This is a genomic window from Streptomyces sp. NBC_00162, from assembly GCF_024611995.1.
Taxonomy (GTDB): domain Bacteria; phylum Actinomycetota; class Actinomycetes; order Streptomycetales; family Streptomycetaceae; genus Streptomyces.
Window position 1 is genome coordinate 3,916,664 of record NZ_CP102509.1, and the last position, 18,041, is coordinate 3,934,704.

Sequence of the window (18,041 nt, forward strand, 5' to 3'; positions counted from 1 at the left end):
ATGCGCCACTGCGGACTCCTGTGGGCACTTGGGCGGCGATGAGTGCGCCCAGCACGCTGGGGCATCACATCACCGCGTGGCAGGGGGTTCTCGCATGCCTGGGGCCGGCACGTTTCGCGATGACTTCGGAGCGTCCGTCGTCGTCGCGCTGGTCGCGTTACCCCTGTGCGTGGGGGTGGCGGTCGCCTCCGGGGTGCCTGCCGAGCTGGGGATCGTCACCGGGGTGGTCGGCGGGCTGGTCACCGGGTGGTTCCGGGGGAGTTCCCTCCAGGTCAGCGGGCCCGCGGCCGGGCTGACCGTGCTGGTCTACGAGGCGGTGCAGGCGTACGGTCTGCCCGCGCTCGGGGTGCTGGTGCTGGCCGCCGGGGTGGTGCAGCTGGGCATGGGGGTGCTGCGGCTCGGGCGGTGGTTCCGGGCGATCTCCGTCGCCGTCGTGCACGGGATGCTGGCCGGAATCGGGCTCGTGCTGATCTCCGGGCAGCTCTACGCGCTGGGCGGGGTGGAGGCTCCGGGGCAGACCCTGGCCAAGCTGGGCGGGGTGCACGGACTCGGCGCCCAGGCCGACTGGGCCGCCGTGGCGCTCGGCGTCGGGACCATCGCCGTCCTGTCGTTCTGGCGCCGCGTGCCGGCGCGGCTGCGCCTGGTACCCGGGGCGCTGGTGGGGGTGGCGGCCGCCACCGCCGCGGCCGCCCTGCTGCGGCTGCCCGTGGAGAAGGTGCGGGTGACGGGGGTACTGGACGCCGTGTCCCCGCCCGCCTGGGGCGACTTCGGCGTGCTGGCGTCCGTCGGGGCGGTCGGGACCGTGATCGCCCTGGCGCTGATCGCCTCCGCCGAGACGCTGTTCAGCGCCGCCGCCGTGGACCGGTTGCACGACGGGGCCCGGACCGATTACGACCAGGAACTCGTGGCCCAGGGTGTGGGGAACACCGTGTGCGGGCTGCTCGGGGCGCTGCCGATGACGGCCGTCATCGTGCGCAGCGCCGCCAATGTGGAGGCCGGGGCCCGCACCCGGGCGTCCCGGGTGCTGCACGGCGGCTGGCTGCTGCTCTTCGCCGTGGCCTTCCCCCGGGTGCTGGAGATCGTGCCGCTCGCCGCGCTGGCCGGGGTGCTGCTGCACGCCGGATGGAAGCTGCTCCCGGCCCGGGCGGTGGCCGTGCTGTGGCGGACGCACCGGGGTGAGGCGGTGGTGTTGCTGGTCACCGCCTCCGCGATCGTGGTCACCAATCTCTTCGAGGGAGTGCTGATCGGCCTGGGGCTCGCCATCGCCAAGGCGGCCTGGGAGACCTCCCACGTGCACATCGAGGAGGTCTTGGAGGAGGGGGAACTGTGCCTCCGGGTCGTGGGGAACGCCAGCTTCCTGCGGCTGCCCAAGCTGCTCGACGCCCTGGACGCGCTGCCGCACGGGAAGCCGGTACGACTCGACCTCAGCGGGCTGCGCCATCTCGACCACGCCTGTCTGACCGCCCTGGAGGGGTGGGAGCGCCAGCGGACGCCGATGCCCGGCCGGGAAGGCGTCATCTAGCCCGGCTACCCTCCGCCCGTGGACAACGAATTGAAGCGCACGCTGGGGGTTTCCGACGCCGTCGTGGTCGGACTCGGCGCGATGGTCGGCGCCGGTATCTTCGCCGCCCTCGCCCCGGCGGCCCGCGCGGCGGGCGGGGCGCTTCTCGCTGCTCTGGGGCTGGCGGCCCTGGTGGCCTACTGCAACGCGCACTCGTCGGCGCGGCTCGCCGCCCGGTACCCGGCTTCCGGCGGCACGTATGTCTACGGGCGCGAGCGGCTCGGGCCCTTCTGGGGGTATCTGGCCGGCTGGGGGTTCGTGGTCGGCAAGACGGCCTCCTGCGCGGCGATGGCCCTGACGGTCGGCGCGTACGTCTGGCCGGGACAGCAACGTGCCGTGGCCGTCGCGGCGGTGGTGGCGCTGACCGCCGCGAACTACGGAGGCGTGGAGAAGTCCGCCCGGATCGCCCGGCTGATCGTGGCGGCGGTGCTGGCGGTGCTGGCCGGGGTGGTCGTGGCGTGCCTGTCTTCGGATGCCGCCGACGCCGGGCGGCTCGGCACCGGGGACTGGGGCGCCGTCGGGCTGTTGCAGGGGGCCGGGCTGCTGTTCTTCGCCTTCGCGGGCTACGCCCGGATCACCACCCTGGGCGAGGAGGTGCGCGACCCGGAGCGGACGATCCCGCGGGCGGTGCCGCTCGCGCTCGGGATCGCGCTGCTGGTGTACGCCCTCGTGACGGTGGCGGCCCTGTCCGTGCTCGGCACCGACGGGCTGGCAGGGGCGGCGGCCCCGCTGGCCGACGCGGTCCGGGCGGCCGGGTGGCCCGAACTGACCCCGGTCGTCCGGGTGGGTGCGGCCCTGGCCGCGCTGGGCTCGCTGCTCGCCCTCGTACTCGGGGTCTCGCGGACCACGCTGGCGATGGCCCGGGACGGCCATCTCCCCCGCACACTGGCCGCCGTGCATCCCCGGCGCAAGGTGCCGCACCATGCGGAGCTGGCCGTGGGTGCGGTGGTGGCGGTGCTCGCGGCCACCACCGATCTGCGGGGCGCGATCGGTTTCTCCTCCTTCGGGGTGCTGGCCTACTACGCGATCGCGAACGCCTCCGCGTGGACTCTCGATTCAGGTGTCAAGGGCCGGGCCGTGACAGCGGTCGGGCTGTCCGGCTGTGTGGTGCTGGCCTGCGCGCTGCCCCTCGCGTCGGCGGTCGCGGGGGCGGCGGTGCTGGCGCTCGGCGCGCTGGTTTACGGGGTACGCGGGCGAATCAGATCCGGGATCTGAACTCGTCCCAGGGAGCCAGTTCCAGGTCGAACTCCTCGCCCAGGGCGGACTCCTCGCAGAACCAGGCGGTGCCGTCCAGCCAGCCGCGGAGCCAGCCCGCCAGACTCGGGGTGTCGATGGACCAGGCGAGGTCCGGCTCCCCGGGATTCGGGTCGAACAGCAGGACCTGAGCGGTCTCGGAGCGGCAGTCCACGCAGACGTACATGCCGCAGCCGAAGTCGGCTATCGGCAGCACGCCCTCGGGCCAGCGCCACCCCGACCGGCGCTGCGCCTCGTACGTCCGGACGGTCTGACGCAGCGACAGCAGGCCGCGCTCGGGGCCGAATCCGCCGTCGCCGATGCGGGTGTAGAGCCCGGCGAGCAGCGGCGGCAGAGCGAAGCCGAGTATGCCCTCGGCCCGGGCGATCTCCCCGCTGCCCAGCGGCGCGGGCAGGACCCTTCCGTGCCCGCACGCGGAGTTGCGTACGCGGTCCGCGACTTGCTCCAGCAACTGCTCGGTCTCGTTCATGCGTTCATGGTGACGCACCCCACTGACAGCCCGCTCGGCCTGTGGATAACTCAGTCGAGGACGACGTCGACGCGCCGTTCACGCAGGAAGGCAATGAGTTCGGGGAAGGCCGAGGGCCGGGCGACCAGTGGCTGCACGCCCAGGCAGCGGCGGGCGACCTCGTGGTCGCGCCAGACCAGGGTGAAGGGCGCCGTTGCCCCGAAGCCGCCGCACAGGGCGTCCGAGACGCCGGCCAGCGAGCGCCCGAAGTACCCGCCGGGACCGTTGACCGCCTCGCCGAGGGCGCAGAGGAAGCCTGCCTCGTCGGTGACGTACCGTCCGTCGAACTCGTACGCCCTGCCACAACGGCCGGATGTCCGTGGTGACGGGTGGCAGCGGATCCATGTGAACGGTCAGGTCGTGCCGGTCCAACGCCGCCACGGCAAGGAACCCCAAACCGTCCGCGAGGGCCTTGTCCAGTGCGCAGCCGAGGAGTTCGTACCCCCTGCGTACGGGGGCCGGCGGGCCGGCGGGACGGGGGGGACGGGGGGACGGCGGGACGGCGACGAGGTTCTCCGCCGTCTCGCACAGCGCCCACAGCTGCTCATCGTCGTGGTTCCCAGCCTCGCCCCACAGGGCGAACGAGGTCAGCGGGAGGCGAACGGGGCGTCCGTCGGGACGATTTCGCGGCCCAGCGGGAGCAGGGAGAGCGGGACCATCTTGAAGTTGGCGATGCCGAACGGGATGCCGATGATCGTGATGCACAGCGCGATGCCGGTGACGATGTGGCCGAGGGCCAGCCACCAGCCCGCCAGGACCAGCCACAGGACGTTGCCCACGCAGGACGGGGCGCCGGCGTCGTGGCGCTCGACCGTGGTGTACCCGAAGGGCCACAGGGCGTAGACCGCGATGCGGAAGGCGGCGATGCCGAAGGGGATGCCGATGATGGTGATGCAGAGCAGGGCACCCGCGAGGACGTAGCCCAGGAACAGCCAGATGCCGCTGAGGATGAGCCAAATGATGTTCAGGATTGTCTTCATTGGCGGCGGCCTGCCATCTGTTCGAGCCGGGCGATGCGCTCGGCCATCGGAGGGTGTGTGGAGAACATCTTAGAAAGCCCTTCGCCCGGGCGGAACGGGTTCGCGATCATCATGTGGCTGGCGGTTTCCAGCCGCGGCTCCGGGGGCAGCGGGAGCTGCTTGGTGCCCGCGTCCAGCTTGCGCAGGGCGCTGGCCAGGGCGAGCGGGTCTCCGGTGAGCTGGGCGCCGGAGGCATCGGCCTCGTACTCGCGCGAGCGGCTGATGGCCAGTTGGATCACGGAGGCGGCCAGCGGGCCCAGGATCATGATCAGGAGCATGCCGAAGAGGCCAGGCCCCTCGTCGTCGCTCGATCGACCGACCGGTATCAGCCAGGCGAAGTTCACCAGGAACATGATCACCGAGGCGAGGGCGCCGGCGACCGACGAGATCAGGATGTCCCGGTTGTAGACGTGGCTGAGCTCGTGGCCGATGACCCCGCGCAGTTCGCGCTCGTCGAGGATGCGCAGGATGCCCTCGGTGCAGCAGACAGCGGCGTTGCGCGGGTTGCGGCCGGTGGCGAAGGCGTTGGGGGCCTCGGTGGGTGAGATGTAGAGGCGGGGCATGGGCTGGCGCGCTGAGGTGGAGAGCTCACGCACCATGCGGTAGAGCTCGGGGGCTTCGAACTCGCTGACGGGGCGGGCGCGCATCGCGCGTAGAGCCAGCTTGCCGCTGTTCCAGTACGCGTAAGCGTTCGTCCCGAGGGCGATCACGACGGCGACGATCAGGCCGCCCCGGCCGAAGAAGCTTCCGATGACGATGATGAGTGCCGACAGACCTCCGAGGAGTACGGCGGTCTTCAGCCCGTTGTGCCGGCGGTGCACGGTACGCCCTCCTAGTGGTGCGGCAGGGGGACCCGAAGCGAGGGTCTACGGTCCAGTGGACCCTCCCTTCCTGGTCAACGCGAGGTGGGGGCGTCAGGTTCCCAGGGCACGCGGGGGCCGCCACCCCGTGGGCCGGGGCGGCGGGGCGGCGGGGCGGCGGCGGGCGTTGGTCCGTACGGGTTACGCGTGCGGGCTCACTGCGGGAAGAGGCTGCCCGACGCGACGCGCAGGACGAGCTGCGGGGCACCCGAGAGGACGACCGCCGTGACCGCGGTGACGGCGATGGCCGCCGTGACCGGCCATGGGGCCTTCGTGCGGGCCGCCGTACCCTCGGCGGCCTCGGTACCTTCGACAGCTTCCGGCGCGCGGAAGAGGAGCGCGGTCCACCGCAGGTAGTAGTAGAGGGCGATGACCACGTTGACGGCCATGATCACGGCCAGCCAGGCCAGGCCCGCGTCGACCGCGGACCGGAAGACGGTGACCTTGGCGAAGAGGCCGATGATGCCCGGCGGCAGACCGGCCAGGCAGAGCAGGAAGAAGGCCAGCGAGAGGGCGGCCGCCGGGCGCTCCGCGTAGAGGCCCCGGTAGTCGCTGATCCGGTTGAGCGGCTTCGTACGGGCGACCAGCGCGGCCACGGCGAAGGCGCCCAGGTTCACGACGGCGTACATGAGGGCGTAGGCGACCGTGGCGCCGATCTGGTCGCGGTCGGCGTACGCGGCCGCGGCGATCGGGACCAGCAGGTAGCCGGCCTGGCCGACCGAGGACCAGGCGAGCAGCCGTACGGCGCTGTTCGGGCGGTCCGCGGACTGGCGCAGCGCGGCGGCGTTGCCGAGGGTCATGGTGAGCGCGGCGAGGACGGCCAGTGCCGGGCCCCAGATCTCGGAGTACGCCGGGAAGGCGATCACCGTGACGAGGATCAGGCCGGTGAAACCGACGGCCTTGCCGATCACCGAGAGGTACCCGGCGATCGGCAGGGGGGCGCCGACGTAGGTGTCGGGGACCCAGAAGTGGAAGGGGACGGCCGCGGTCTTGAAGGCGAAGCCGACGAGGGTGAGCGCGACGCCGGCCATGGCGAGGGTGTCGAGCTGCCCGGGGACGTCTTCGAGGCGGTCGGCGACCTGGGTGAGGTGCAGGGAGCCGGTGGCCGCGTAGACGAAGCTGACGCCCATCAGCGACACGGCGGTGGCGGTGACGGAGGAGAGGAAGAACTTGAGGGCGGCCTCGGAGGAGAGCCGGTCGCCGCGGCGCATGCCGACGAGGGCGAAGGCGGGCAGCGAGGCCACTTCGAGGGCCACGATCAGCGTGGCGAGGTCGCGGGAGGCGGGCAGCAGGGCCGCGCCGGCGGCGGAGGAGAGCAGCAGGAACCAGTACTCGCCTGCGGGCATGCGCGCGTCGCGGACGGCGGTGACCGACAGCAGGGCGGTGACCAGGGCGCCGGCCAGTACCAGGAACTGGATGACGAGCGTGAAGTGGTCGGCGACGTAGCTGCAGGCGGCCGGGTCGGTGGTGAGGCAGAAGGTGCTGCGGTCACCGGCGCGCAGCGGCAGCAGGGTGGCGGTCGCGGCGGCGAGGCCGGCGACGGAGATCCAGCCGAGGGCGGGCTTGGCACGCTCCGGTACGAAGAGGTCGGCGACGAGGACGATCAGGCCGACGGCGGCGGTGATCACCACGGGCGCGATGGCGAGCCAGTCGACGGCCTGGACCAAGCTGGGGGTCTCGGCGGCGAGGACCGTGAGGGCCGTCATGCGTTGCCTCCTGCGAGGAGCTTCTGGACGGCCGGGTCGGTGAGGCCGAGGAGGAGCGCGGGCCACAGGCCGGCGAGGACGGTGAGGGCGGCGAGCGGGGTCCAGGCGGCGAACTCGTAGTGCTGGATGTCCGCGACGGCGAGCTCCGGGCCGGCCTTGGGGTCGCCCATGCAGACGCGTCGTACGACGATCAGCAGGTAGGCGGCGGTGAGCAGGGTGCCGAACGCGCCGATGGCCGTGTAGGTGAGGAAGGCGGGGCGGGACAGTCCCCCGGCGGGGTCGAACGCGCCGAAGAGGGCCAGCATCTCGCCCCAGAAGCCGGCCAGGCCGGGGAGGCCGAGGGAGGCGACGGCGGCGAAGGCGAGGAGGGCGCCGAGGCGGGGGGCGCGGCCGTAGAGGGCGGCGCCGGTGGCCCCGGCGAGGATGTCGAGGTCGGCGGTGCCGTAGCGGTCCTTGAGGGCGCCGACCAGGAAGAAGAGCAGGCCCGTGATCAGGCCGTGGGCGATGTTGGCGAAGAGCGCGCCGTTGACGCCGGTCGGGGTCATGGACGCGATGCCGAGGAGCACGAAGCCCATGTGGCCGACGGAGGAGTACGCGATGAGGCGCTTGAGGTCGCCCTTGCTCCCCTTACGGGCCAGCGCGAGGCAGGCGAGCGATCCGTAGACGATGCCGACGGCGGCGAAGGCGCCCAGGTAGGGGGCGAAGGTGGCCATGCCGTCGGGGGTGATGGGGAGCAGGATGCGGACGAACCCGTACGTGCCCATCTTGAGCAGGACTCCGGCCAGCAGGACGGAGCCGACGGTGGGGGCGGCTGTGTGGGCGTCCGGAAGCCAGCTGTGCAGCGGCCACATCGGGGTCTTCACGGCGAGGCCGAGGCCGATGGCGAGGACGGCCAGGAGCTGGGTGGTGTGGGACAGTTCGCGGCCGTTGTCAGTGGCGAGTGCCACCATGTCGAATGTGCCGCTCTTCACTCCGATCAGCAGCAGACCGAGCAGCATGACCACGGAGCCGAGGAGGGTGTAGAGGATGAACTTCCAGGCGGCTGCCTGCCGCTGAGCACCGCCCCAGCGGGCGATGAGGAAGTACATCGGGATGAGGACCATCTCGAAGGCGAGGAAGAAGAGCAGCAGGTCGAGGACGGCGAAGGTCGCGAGGGTGCCGGACTCGAGGACGAGGAGCAGTGCGACGAAGGCCTTCGGGGAAGGGCCCTCGGGGAACTTGAAGTAGCTGTAGAGCGCGCACAGGAAGAACAGCAGCGCGGTCATCAGGAGGAGGGGGAGCGAGATGCCGTCGACACCGAGGTGGATCCGGACGTCCAGCGCCGGGATCCAGCTGATGTCCGTCGTCGCCTGGAAGCGGGACGGGGCGTCGTGGTCGAAGCCCAGGGTGAGGGCGATCGCCGCGGCGAGGATCACGCCGGTCACGGTCACGCCGTGGCGGAGGACGGCCTGTTCGGGGCTGCGGCCCTTGAGTCCGGGCGGGGGCGGCAGGAGCGCCGCGGCCGCGCCGAGGAGCGGTGCGGCCACGATGAACGCCAGAAGGAACTGCATCACGGACGGGCTGATATCAATCACGGCTGACTCACGGCTCACGATCCGGCGTTGACGTTGGCGAGGACGGCGGTGGCGATCGCCAGGACCACGGCGCCGGCGAGCAGGGCGCTCAGGTAGCTCTGCACGTTGCCGGTCTGGGCACGGCGTACGAGGCTGCCGAGCAGCCGGGTGCCGCTGCCGGCACCGCTGACGTACGTGTCCACGACCTCGCGGTCGAGGAAGCGGACCAGGCCGGCGGCCGCGCGGACGGGGCGGACGAACAGCCGGTCGTAGACGGCGTCGAGGTGGAAGCCGTCGGCCGCGTGGCGGTGCAGCGGGCCGAGGAACGCCTTGCCCGGGTCGGGGGCCGAGCCGACCGGGACGGCGGGGTGGTCGTGGGTGACCTCGGCGACCTCGGGGGTCTCGGCGGCGGATTCGGCAGCGGCGGCGGACGCGGACAGGCCGGCTCCGTAACCGGCTGCGACGGCCTTGACCGTGGCGCGCTGCCACAGGGCGTAGGTGAGCAGCGCTCCGATGACGGCGGCGCCGGTGCCGAGGAGCGAGGTGGTCAGGGTCGGGGTGAGTTCCCTGCCGTCGAACCAGTCGGCGAGGGGGCCCGCCGCGAGGCCGAAGCCGATCGTGGGGATCGCGAGCAGCCACAGCACGCCGGTCATGGCGACGGGCTCCTTGCCGTGGTCGGGGGCGGCGGCGCCCCGGCCGCGGAAGGCCATCAGCCACAGCCGGGTGGCGTAGGCGGCGGTGAGCAGGGCGGTCAGCAGGCCGGCGATCAGGACCAGCCAGCCGGCGGCGCTGGGGGCGAACTCCGAGTGGCCGGTGGCGGTGTGCTCGGCGGCGACGAGGACGGCTTCCTTGGAGAAGAAGCCGGCGAAGGGCGGGATCGCGGCGAGCGCGAGCAGCGCGAGCGTCATCGTCCAGAAGGCGTCGGGGATGCGCTTGGCCAGGCCGTCCATACGGGACATGGCGGCCAGGGAGTTCGTACCGGCGGCGTGGATGATCACGCCCGCGCCGAGGAACAGCAGTGCCTTGAAGAAGCCGTGGGACAGGAGGTGGAAGACGGCGGCGCCGCGGTCGCCGACGGCCAGGGCGCCGATCATGTAGCCGAGCTGGCCGACCGTGGAGTAGGCGAGCACCCGCTTGATGTCGTCCTGGGCGAGGGCGGCGAGGCCGGAGCCGATCATCGTGACGGCCGCCATGACGGCCATGACCACCAGCGCGGCGCGGGAGGCCGCGAAGACCGGGAGGAGGCGGGCGACGAAGTAGACACCGGCGGCGACCATCGTCGCGGCGTGGATCAGCGCGGAGACCGGAGTGGGGCCCGCCATGGCGTCGGGGAGCCAGGTGTGCAGCGGGAACTGCGCGGACTTGCCCGCGACTCCGGCGAGCAGGAGCAGCGCGATCAGCGTCGGGTGGTCGAGCCCGCCCGCGGCGACGGTGCCCAGGATCTTGGTGATCTGGAAGGAGTCGGCGTCGGTGGCGAGCGCGAACAGGCCGATCAGGAAGGGGACGTCACCGAGCTTGGTGACGAGGAAGGCCTTCAGGGAGGCGGAGCGGGCCGCCTCGGTCTCCCAGTAGTGGCCGACCAGGAAGTACGAGCAGATGCCCATGACCTCCCAGCCGACCAGCAGCACCATCAGGTCGCCGGAGTAGACGACGAGCAGCATGGCGGAGGTGAACAGTGAGACGAGAGCGGCATACGACGGGTAGCGCGGGTCCTCACGGAGGTACGCCGTCGAGTAGAGCTGTACGCAGGTGGCGACGACCCCGACCAGGATTGCGACGAGCGCGGCGAAGCCGTCGATGTAGAGCGAGAGGTCGATCGGTACCGAGCCGGTCGGGGTGAGCTCGGTCGCGGTGCTGATCGCCGTGCCGCCGCCCTGCCGGATCGCGACGAGCACGGCCAGTACGGCGGCGGCCAGCGTCGGCAGGATCGCGAGCGGCCGGACGAAGCCGGGGGCGGTGCGGCCGAAGAGCAGTCCCGCGACCGCGCCCAGGAAGGGCAGGAGGGGGACCAGGACGGCGAGGGTCGTGGTGCTCACGCGGTGACCTCGCTCTGGTTGTTCGGGGTGGGCTCGTGGCCCTCGGCGGTGTCGCGGAGCCGGTCGACGTCCGAGGTGCCCCGGTTGCGGTAGACCATCAGCACGATCGCGAGGCCGATGCCGATCTCGGCGGCGGCGATGGCGATGGTGAAGAGGGTGAGGGCCTGGCCGGCGTGCAGGGCGTCGCGCAGCCAGACGTCGAAGGCCACCAGGTTGAGGTTGACGGCGTTGAGCATCAGCTCGACGGACATCAGGACCAGGATGGCGTTGCGGCGGGCGAGCACTCCGTACAGGCCCGTGCAGAAGAGCAGCGCCGCGAGCACGGCGGGGTAGGCGAGGTGCATCAGCGCTGCCCCTTGTCGGTGGCGGCGCCGTCTTCGGCGGGACTGTTCCTGCGTGACAGCACGATGGCGCCGATCAGGGCAGCGAGGAGGAGGACGGAGAGCGCTTCGAAGGGCAGCACCCAGTGCTGGAAGAGGATCTCGCCGGAGACCTTCGTGGAGCCCTGGACCGGGCCGTCGAGGTCGATCCAGGTCGTGCGGAAGGCGTCGACGACGACCCAGACGAGTGAGACGGCCGCGACGACGGCGACGGAGAGCGCAATCCAGCGGTTGCCGGAGTCGGCGTCCGGGGAGCGGCCGATGGGGGCCTTGGTGAGCATCAGCCCGAAGAGGAGGAGGACGACCACGGAGCCGAGGTAGATCAGGACCTGGACCCAGGCGATGAACTCGGCGGTCAGCAGCAGGTACTCGACGGCGATGCCGCCGAGCGCGACGACCAGCCAGAGGGCGGCGTGCACGAGCTGCTTGGTGGTGACCGTGACGAGGGCCGCGCCGAGGGTGGCGAGGCCGACGAGGACGAAGGCGATCTCGACGCCGCTCGGGGAGAGGAAGCCCTGGCCTCCGGCTGCGGCGAGAGTGACGGCGGGGGTCACGCGTCTCCCTCCGGGGTGGTCGGGGGCTGGGTGGCTTCGGCCTCGCCGGCGGCTTCGGCTTCGGCAGCGGCGGCTGCCGCGGCGGCGGCCTCGGCCTTCTCCACGGCCTTGCGGGCGGCGGCGATCTCCTTGGGCTCCTCGGCGGCCGGGTCCAGGGCGGGCGGAGCCGGGACCGTCCACATCCACTCGCGCAGCTTGTCGCGCTCGTGGGTCAGCTCGTGGATGTCGGTCTCCGCGTACTCGAACTCCGGCGACCAGAAGAGGGCGTCGAAGGGGCACACCTCGATGCAGATACCGCAGTACATGCAGAGGGAGAAGTCGATGGCGAAGCGGTCGAGGACGTTGCGGCTGCGCTCGCGGCCACCGGGGGCGGCTGCCGGGACCGTCTCCTTGTGGGAGTCGATGTAGATGCACCAGTCGGGGCACTCACGGGCGCAGAGCATGCAGACCGTGCAGTTCTCCTCGAACAGCCCGATGACCCCGCGGCTGCGCGGCGGGAGCTGGGGCTGAACCTCGGGGTACTGGGCGGTGTGCGACCGCTTCGTCATCGTCCGCAGCGTGACCGCGAGGCCCTTGGCCAGGCCGGATCCGGGGATGGGCATTACTGGATCGCCACCTTCACGATGCCGGTGAGCGCGATCTGGGCGAGCGCGAGCGGGATGAGTGCGGTCCAGGCGAGCTTCTGGAGCTGGTCCTCACGGAGCCGGGGGTAGCTCACGCGGAGCCAGATCACGACGAAGGCGAGGATCGCGGTCTTGAGCAGGGTCCAGACCCAGCCGAGGCCGTCGGCGCCGAAGGGCCCCTGCCAGCCGCCGAGGAAGAGGACGGTGGTGAGGGCGCAGAGAACGACGATGCCGGCGTACTCGGCGAGCAGGAACAGCGCGAAGCGCAGGCCGGTGTACTCCGTGTACGCGCCGAAGATGATCTCGGAGTCGGCGACGGGCATGTCGAAGGGGGGCCGCTGCAGTTCGGCGAGGCCGGCGGTGAAGAAGACGAGCGCGCCGACGATCTGCCAGGGCAGCCACCACCACTGGAAGCTCTCGACGATGCCGGGGAGGGAGACCGTTCCGGCCGCCATCGCCACGGAGGCGGCGGCCAGCAGCATGGGGAGCTCGTAGGCGAGCAGCTGGGCGGCGGTGCGCAGGCCGCCGAGCAGGGAGAACTTGTTCGCGGAAGCCCAGCCGGCCATGAGCGAGCCGAGGACTCCGACGCCCATGACGGCGAGTACGAAGAACAGGCCGGCGTCGATGACCTGGCCGACCGCGCCCTCGCCCGGGCCGATCGGGATCGCGAGGAGGACGAGGAGGTACGGGAGCAGGGCGACGGCGGGGGCGAGCTGGAAGATCCGCCGGTCGGCGTTGGCCGGGACGATGTCTTCCTTCTGCGCGAACTTCACGCCGTCGGCGACGAGCTGGGCCCAGCCGTGGAAGCCGCCGGCGTACATGGGGCCGAGGCGGCCCTGCATGTGCGCCATCACCTTGTGCTCGGTCTGCCCGACCACGAGCGGGAGCACGAGGAAGACGGCGAAGACGACGATGAGTCGCAGCGCGACGTCGAGGACGTCGTTCACGCGTCGCCTCCCTTTTCGTCTGGGGTGGGGTCGGATTCCGGGTCCGGGTCCGGCTCCGGGGTCTCGGCCTGGTCCGGGGTGGCCGGCGTGGCCGGGGCGGCAGGTGCGGCCGGCGCGGCCGGGGGCTGCGGTTCCTCGAAGGCCGGCTTCGGGTTGTGCCAGGGGGCGTCCGAGCCGGTTGCCGCCGGGCGGGTGGAGCCGGGTGCGGCTTCGGGCGCGGGTGCCTCGGCCTCGGCCGGGGTCTGCGGCGCGGCCGGCGCGGCCTGGGTGGCCGAGCCCTCGGTGACCGAGCGGGTGCGGCGGGGCGGGCGGGGCGGGGTCTCGGACGCGGGCCCGGCTGCCGGGGTCTGCGGCGCGGCCGGCGCGGCCTCCGCGGCCTGGGTGGCCGAGCCCTCGGTGACCGAGCGGGTGCGGCGGACCGGGGCGCCCTCGCGCGGGGTGCGGGCGGCGGCGCCCGCCGCGCCTGCGGCGCCCGCGGCGCGCGGGGTGCGGGCCGGACGGGCCGGGGCCGGCGGGAGCTGGCCCTTCATCGGGCCCCAGTCGTTGGGGTCCGGGACGCCCGGCGGAAGCATCTGACGGCGCTTCGGCGCGTTCGGATCGTGGGCCTCGCCCGGCTCCTTGGCGCCGGGCCAGGCCTTGGCGACGCGCGCGGCCAGGACGAAGTCCTTGCGCAGCGGGTGCCCTTCGAAGTTCTCCGGAAGGAGGAGGTGGACGAGGTGGGGGTGGTCGGTGAAGACGATCCCGAACATCTCGTACGTCTCGCGCTCGTGCCATTCGGCCCCCGCGTAGACGGCGACGGCCGACGGCAGGGAGGGGGCGGAGTGCGGGACCGTCGTGCGCAGCAGGAGGCGGCGTACGCGGTGGTTCTCCAGCGAGACCACGTGCGCGCAGATGCGGAAGCCGGTGCCCGGCTCGTCCACCGCGCTCAGCCAGTCGAAGTACGTGCAGCCCAGCTTGTCCCGGGCGATCTCCAGGGAGGAGATCCAGGAGCCGACCGGCACGTCGACCGTCAGGACGTCGTACGAGGACGAGCCCACGGCCTCCTCGCCGAAGACCGTCGCCGCCGCGTCGGGAAGGGAGTCGTAGAGGTTCACGCGCCGCTCCCGGGGGCCGGCGGGGGCGTGACCAGGCCGCTGGTGAGCTGGCCCACGGACGGGCCGGCCGCATAGCGGTCCGCGAGGGACTCGCGAGCGATCTTCTCCTGGAGCTTGAGGATTCCCTGGAGCAGCGCCTCCGGGCGCGGCGGGCAGCCGGGTACGTAGACGTCGACCGGGATGATCTGGTCGACGCCCTTCGTCACCGAGTACGAGTCCCAGTACGGGCCGCCGCAGTTGGAGCAGGCGCCGAAGGAGATGACGTACTTCGGCTCCGGCATCTGCTCGTAGAGCCGCTTCACGGCCGGCGCCATCTTGTCCGTGACCGTGCCCGAGACGATCATCAGGTCGGCCTGGCGGGGGCCCGGCGCGAAGGGGATCACACCGAGCCGGATGAAGTCGTGGCGGGCCATCGACGCGGCGATGAACTCGATCGCGCAGCAGGCCAGGCCGAAGTTGAAGACCCACAGGCTGTACCGGCGGCCCCAGTTCAGGACCACCTTCATCGGTTCCGGGGCGAGCCGGGAGAGAACTCCCAGGCGCTTGGGCTCCGGCAGCATCACGGGCTCCGGTGTCACGTCCATTCGAGGACGCCCTTCTTGTACGCATAGAGCAGGCCGACGGCCAGGAAGCCCAGGAAGATGAACATCTCCACCAGCGTCGTGGCGCCGTAACCGGCGGCGGCGAACACCGTCGCCCACGGGAACAGGAAGATCGAGTCGACGGCGAAGATGACGTAGAGGAACGCGTAGACGTAGTAGCGGACCTGGGTGTGCGCCCAGCCCTCGCCGACCGGGTCCACTCCGCATTCGTACGTCAGCAGCTTCTCGGGGGTCGGGACCACGGGCCGCAACAGGCGTCCGGCGCCGAAGGCCACGGCCACGAAGAGCACACCGAGGAGGGCCAGCAGACCGACGACCGAATAACTCCGGAAGTAGTCCGCCGCGAGCACGGTTACGGTCGATACCGTTGGTTCAGGCACGTCCGTTCCTCGCTCCTCGGTCACTGTCGACGATCTGGTACAGGCGGGAGTCTAGGGCCTGCCTCACACAGGGTGGGGTTATCCCCCGTTCACAGCACCCCGGCCACCCCATGGCGTCGGCGTACGGCCCTTGGCAGGCTGTGCCGCATGACCACGACCCATGACCTCCCCGACAACGACCGGCCGCCCCCCGTCCGCGCCGTCTTCAGTGCCGTGACGTGGAAGGAGATCGCCTACCTGGTGAGCAACCTGCCGCTGGCGATGGTCGGATTCCTTTATGCGGTTGTCATGGTTGTGGGAACGGGCGGTCTGTCCGTGACCGCGATCGGACTTCCACTGCTCGCATGTGGTCTCTGGTTGTCTCGGCAGTTGGGACGGCTGGACCGGGCACGGGCCCGGTCGCTCCTGGGCGTACGGGTGGACGAGCCGACGCCGATACCCGGCCCGCGGCGGGCGGGCGGGTTCTTCCCCTGGCTGTGGACGAGCATCAAGGACCCGGTCGGCTGGCGGACGGTGCTGTACCAGCTGGTCCGGCTCCCGTGGGGAGTGCTCACCTTCACGGTAGCTCTGGCCGGGCTGTTCGTGCTGTGGCCGGTGCTGCCGTATCTGGTGCGCATGCTCGCGAACGCGGACCGGGCGATGGTGCGGGGTCTGTTGTCGCCCTCCGACGGCCTGGAACGGCGGATCGCGGAGCTGGAGTCGGACCGGGGCGTGGTGGTCGACACCGCGGCGGCCGACCTGCGGCGCATCGAGCGGGATCTGCACGACGGGGCGCAGGCGCGGCTGGTGGCCCTGGCCATGGGGCTGGGCCTGGCGAAGGAGAAGCTGCTGGAGGACCCGGAGGGCGCGGCGGCGATGGTCGACGAGGCCCACGGCGAGGTGAAGCTGGCGCTCCAGGAGCTACGGGACCTCGCGCGCGGGATCCATCCGGCGGTGCTGACCGACCGGGGCCTGGACGCGGCGCTGTCCTCGGTGGCGGCGCGGTGCGTGGTGCCGGTGAAGGTGGCGGTGGATCTGCCGGCGCGGCCGGCGGAGGCGATCGAGGGGATCTCGTACTTCGTGGTGTCGGAGCTGCTGCAGAACGTGAGCAAGCACGCGCAGGCGCGGGGCGCGAGCGTGGAGGTGTGGCGGGCGGGGGAACGGCTGCTGATCCGGGTGTCGGACGACGGGCGCGGTGGCGCGCGGATGTCCGGGGGGACCGGGATGGCGGGGCTCGCGGAGCGGTTGGGGGCGGTGGACGGGGTCTTCGTCGTGGACTCTCCCGAGGGGGCGGGGACGGTGGTGACGGCGGAGCTGCCGTGGCGCGGCCGCGGGTAGCCGGGGTCAGGGTTGGGATCGGGACTCCCGTCCGGGGCGGACGGGGGTCCCGGTTGCGTTTCCGGGCGCGGCCCGGCTGCCGGGGCTCCGCCCCGAACCCCGCGCCTCAAACGCCGGCGCGGCTGGATGGGGCGGCGTAGGGCTGGAGTGGCCCAGGCGCGGCTGGATTGGGCCGGGGTGGGGTTAACCCCCCGGTGCAGAGGCCGACACGCCGCATGGTTCGGCGGGGTGGGGGGCGACAGGGTGGAGGGGTAGCGCGGAGACGGAAGGGCGGGTCGGGACATGGACGACGGCAAGGGCACGGGCAGTGACAGTGGCTTCGGGGCGGTGGTGCGGGCTCCCGTCGCGCGGCGGACCTGGCGCGAGTTCGGGTACCTGCTGATCGGGCTGCCGCTGAGCATCCTGTACTTCTCGCTGGCCCTCGCCGGCCTGAGCTCCGGCGCCGGGCTGCTCGTCACCTTCCTAGGGGTTCCGGTCCTCGCCGGTGTGCTCGCCATGTGCCGCGGGTTCGGCCGTCTGGAGCGGACCCGGGTGCGCGTCCTGCTCGGGACCGACATCGCCGATCCGGCGCCGATCCGGGCCAGGAAGCGCGGGGCCCTTTCCGCGATGGGGGCGCTGCTCAAGAGCGGGAGCGCCTGGCGGCACGTGCTGTACTGCGTGATCCACTTCCCGTGGGCGGTCTTCGGCTTCTGCGTGGCGCTGGTGTTCTGGGCGTCCGGGTGGGCCTACCTGCTGTATCCGCTCTGGTTCTGGGTCTTCCCGGCCTACACCGACCAGCCCGGGCTTCAGCTCTTCCAGAACGGCGACTACTCCTTCTATCTCGACTCCCCCGCCGAGATCGCCCTCACCTGCCTGGTCGGGCTGGCCTTCACCCTCGCAACCCCGTGGGTGATCCGGGCGCTGACCACCGTCGACCGGGTGATGGTCGGCGGGCTGCTCGGGCCGTCCCGGCTGGCCACCCGCGTGACCGAGCTGGAGTCCGACCGCGGGGTGGTCGTGGACACCGCGGCCGCCGACCTGCGGCGCATCGAGCGGGATCTGCACGACGGGGCACAGGCCCGGCTGGTTGCCCTGGCGATGGACCTGGGGCTGGCGAAGGAGAAGGCGACCGAGGATCCCGCTGCCGCCGCCCGGATGGTGGACGAGGCCCACGGAGAGGTGAAGATCGCCCTCCAGGAGCTGCGCGACCTGGCCCGCGGGATCCACCCGGCGGTGCTGACCGACCGGGGCCTGGACGCGGCGCTGTCCTCGGTGGCCTCGCGGTGTGCCGTTCCGGTACGGGTGACCGTGGACCTCCCGGCCCGGCCGACGGCGGCGATCGAGGGGATCGCGTACTTCACGGTCTCGGAGCTGCTGCAGAACATCAGCAAGCACGCGCGGGCACAGGTCGCGAGCGTGGAGATGTGGAAGTCCGGGGAGCGGCTGCTGATCCAGGTCGCCGACGACGGCCGGGGCGGGGCGAGCGTCGGGGAGGGGACCGGGCTGGCGGGGCTGGCCGAGCGGCTGGACGCCGTGGACGGGGTCCTGGTCGTCGACTCCCCCGCCGGTGTGGGGACCACGGTGACCGCCGAGCTCCCCTGGCGGGCGTGAACGGCTGGCGGCGACCGCGACCGCGACCGCGACATAGCGGCGCCACGACGTCACGAC

Annotated in this window: 17 protein-coding genes; 4 read left to right on the forward strand and 13 right to left on the reverse strand. The window is 72.2% G+C overall.

What is annotated here, in order from left to right; genetic code table 11:
* Window positions 1-94: 94 nt before the first annotated feature.
* Entirely contained in the window at window positions 95-1,522 is a 1,428-nt protein-coding gene (locus JIW86_RS18155) for a SulP family inorganic anion transporter (RefSeq protein WP_257554835.1), read from the forward strand.
* An 18-nt stretch (window positions 1,523-1,540) separates the two neighbouring features.
* A complete protein-coding gene (locus JIW86_RS18160) occupies window positions 1,541-2,776 on the forward strand; it encodes an APC family permease (RefSeq protein WP_257554836.1) in 1,236 nt (411 codons plus the stop codon).
* Here the strand turns inward: JIW86_RS18160 and JIW86_RS18165 are convergent.
* From JIW86_RS18165 to JIW86_RS18230, 13 genes are all read right to left on the reverse strand, one after another.
* The gene (locus JIW86_RS18165) at window positions 2,760-3,284 is read right to left on the reverse strand and encodes an SMI1/KNR4 family protein (RefSeq protein ID WP_257554837.1); all 525 of its coding nucleotides are present in this window, start codon (window positions 3,282-3,284) and stop codon (window positions 2,760-2,762) included. The two genes, JIW86_RS18160 and JIW86_RS18165, sit on opposite strands and share 17 nt — an antisense overlap.
* Window positions 3,285-3,910: 626 nt before the next feature.
* Window positions 3,911-4,303, reverse strand: coding sequence for a YccF domain-containing protein (locus JIW86_RS18175; protein WP_257554838.1), 393 nt, complete (start codon window positions 4,301-4,303; stop codon window positions 3,911-3,913).
* Window positions 4,300-5,163, reverse strand: a complete 864-nt coding sequence (gene htpX, locus JIW86_RS18180) for a zinc metalloprotease HtpX (protein WP_257554839.1) — start codon at window positions 5,161-5,163, stop codon at window positions 4,300-4,302. Before htpX ends, JIW86_RS18175 begins: the two co-directional genes overlap by 4 nt.
* A gap of 194 nt (window positions 5,164-5,357) precedes the next feature.
* A complete protein-coding gene (locus tag JIW86_RS18185; RefSeq protein ID WP_257554840.1) occupies window positions 5,358-6,908 on the reverse strand; it encodes an NADH-quinone oxidoreductase subunit N in 1,551 nt (516 codons plus the stop codon).
* Complete coding sequence (locus JIW86_RS18190; RefSeq protein ID WP_257559355.1) at window positions 6,905-8,458, reverse strand: complex I subunit 4 family protein; 1,554 nt, start codon at window positions 8,456-8,458, stop codon at window positions 6,905-6,907. The genes JIW86_RS18185 and JIW86_RS18190 overlap by 4 nt, the downstream gene beginning before the upstream one ends.
* Window positions 8,459-8,496: 38 nt before the next feature.
* Window positions 8,497-10,497 (reverse strand): NADH-quinone oxidoreductase subunit L, encoded by a 2,001-nt coding sequence (locus tag JIW86_RS18195; protein WP_257554841.1) that lies wholly within the window; start codon window positions 10,495-10,497, stop codon window positions 8,497-8,499.
* Window positions 10,494-10,841, reverse strand: coding sequence for an NADH-quinone oxidoreductase subunit NuoK (gene nuoK / locus JIW86_RS18200; RefSeq protein ID WP_215144073.1), 348 nt, complete (start codon window positions 10,839-10,841; stop codon window positions 10,494-10,496). Before nuoK ends, JIW86_RS18195 begins: the two co-directional genes overlap by 4 nt.
* Complete coding sequence (locus JIW86_RS18205) at window positions 10,841-11,431, reverse strand: NADH-quinone oxidoreductase subunit J (RefSeq protein WP_215144075.1); 591 nt, start codon at window positions 11,429-11,431, stop codon at window positions 10,841-10,843. Before JIW86_RS18205 ends, nuoK begins: the two co-directional genes overlap by 1 nt.
* The gene (locus JIW86_RS18210; protein WP_215144076.1) at window positions 11,428-12,033 is read right to left on the reverse strand and encodes a NuoI/complex I 23 kDa subunit family protein; all 606 of its coding nucleotides are present in this window, start codon (window positions 12,031-12,033) and stop codon (window positions 11,428-11,430) included. The genes JIW86_RS18205 and JIW86_RS18210 overlap by 4 nt, the downstream gene beginning before the upstream one ends.
* Entirely contained in the window at window positions 12,033-13,001 is a 969-nt protein-coding gene (locus JIW86_RS18215) for a complex I subunit 1/NuoH family protein (RefSeq protein WP_215144077.1), read from the reverse strand. Before JIW86_RS18215 ends, JIW86_RS18210 begins: the two co-directional genes overlap by 1 nt.
* Window positions 12,998-14,095 (reverse strand): NADH-quinone oxidoreductase subunit C, encoded by a 1,098-nt coding sequence (locus JIW86_RS18220; RefSeq protein ID WP_257554842.1) that lies wholly within the window; start codon window positions 14,093-14,095, stop codon window positions 12,998-13,000. Before JIW86_RS18220 ends, JIW86_RS18215 begins: the two co-directional genes overlap by 4 nt.
* The gene (locus JIW86_RS18225; RefSeq protein WP_215145627.1) at window positions 14,092-14,679 is read right to left on the reverse strand and encodes an NADH-quinone oxidoreductase subunit B; all 588 of its coding nucleotides are present in this window, start codon (window positions 14,677-14,679) and stop codon (window positions 14,092-14,094) included. The genes JIW86_RS18220 and JIW86_RS18225 overlap by 4 nt, the downstream gene beginning before the upstream one ends.
* A complete protein-coding gene (locus JIW86_RS18230; protein ID WP_069921479.1) occupies window positions 14,670-15,077 on the reverse strand; it encodes an NADH-quinone oxidoreductase subunit A in 408 nt (135 codons plus the stop codon). The genes JIW86_RS18225 and JIW86_RS18230 overlap by 10 nt, the downstream gene beginning before the upstream one ends.
* 147 nt (window positions 15,078-15,224) lie before the next feature.
* Between JIW86_RS18230 and JIW86_RS18235 the strand changes: the two genes are divergently transcribed.
* Window positions 15,225-16,394, forward strand: coding sequence for a sensor histidine kinase (locus JIW86_RS18235; RefSeq protein ID WP_257554843.1), 1,170 nt, complete (start codon window positions 15,225-15,227; stop codon window positions 16,392-16,394).
* A gap of 282 nt (window positions 16,395-16,676) precedes the next feature.
* Window positions 16,677-17,984 carry a sensor histidine kinase gene (locus JIW86_RS18240; protein WP_257554845.1) on the forward strand — a complete coding sequence of 436 codons (1,308 nt, stop codon included), beginning with the start codon at window positions 16,677-16,679 and terminating at the stop codon, window positions 17,982-17,984.
* Window positions 17,985-18,041 lie beyond the last annotated feature (57 nt).

Excerpts from the sequence above, each read along its gene's own strand:
- JIW86_RS18155 (WP_257554835.1), top strand. The coding sequence starts at position 95 with ATGCCTGGGGCCGGCACGTTTCGCGATGACTTCGGAGCGTCCGTCGTC.
- JIW86_RS18185 (WP_257554840.1), bottom strand. The coding sequence starts at position 6,908 with ATGACGGCCCTCACGGTCCTCGCCGCCGAGACCCCCAGCTTGGTCCAG.
- JIW86_RS18235 (WP_257554843.1), top strand. The coding sequence starts at position 15,225 with ATGACCACGACCCATGACCTCCCCGACAACGACCGGCCGCCCCCCGTC.
- JIW86_RS18225 (WP_215145627.1), bottom strand. The coding sequence starts at position 14,679 with ATGGACGTGACACCGGAGCCCGTGATGCTGCCGGAGCCCAAGCGCCTG.
- JIW86_RS18190 (WP_257559355.1), bottom strand. The coding sequence starts at position 8,458 with ATGCAGTTCCTTCTGGCGTTCATCGTGGCCGCACCGCTCCTCGGCGCG.
- nuoK (WP_215144073.1), bottom strand. The coding sequence starts at position 10,841 with ATGCACCTCGCCTACCCCGCCGTGCTCGCGGCGCTGCTCTTCTGCACG.
- JIW86_RS18165 (WP_257554837.1), bottom strand. The coding sequence starts at position 3,284 with ATGAACGAGACCGAGCAGTTGCTGGAGCAAGTCGCGGACCGCGTACGC.
- JIW86_RS18240 (WP_257554845.1), top strand. The coding sequence starts at position 16,677 with ATGGACGACGGCAAGGGCACGGGCAGTGACAGTGGCTTCGGGGCGGTG.
- JIW86_RS18175 (WP_257554838.1), bottom strand. The coding sequence starts at position 4,303 with ATGAAGACAATCCTGAACATCATTTGGCTCATCCTCAGCGGCATCTGG.
- JIW86_RS18210 (WP_215144076.1), bottom strand. The coding sequence starts at position 12,033 with ATGCCCATCCCCGGATCCGGCCTGGCCAAGGGCCTCGCGGTCACGCTG.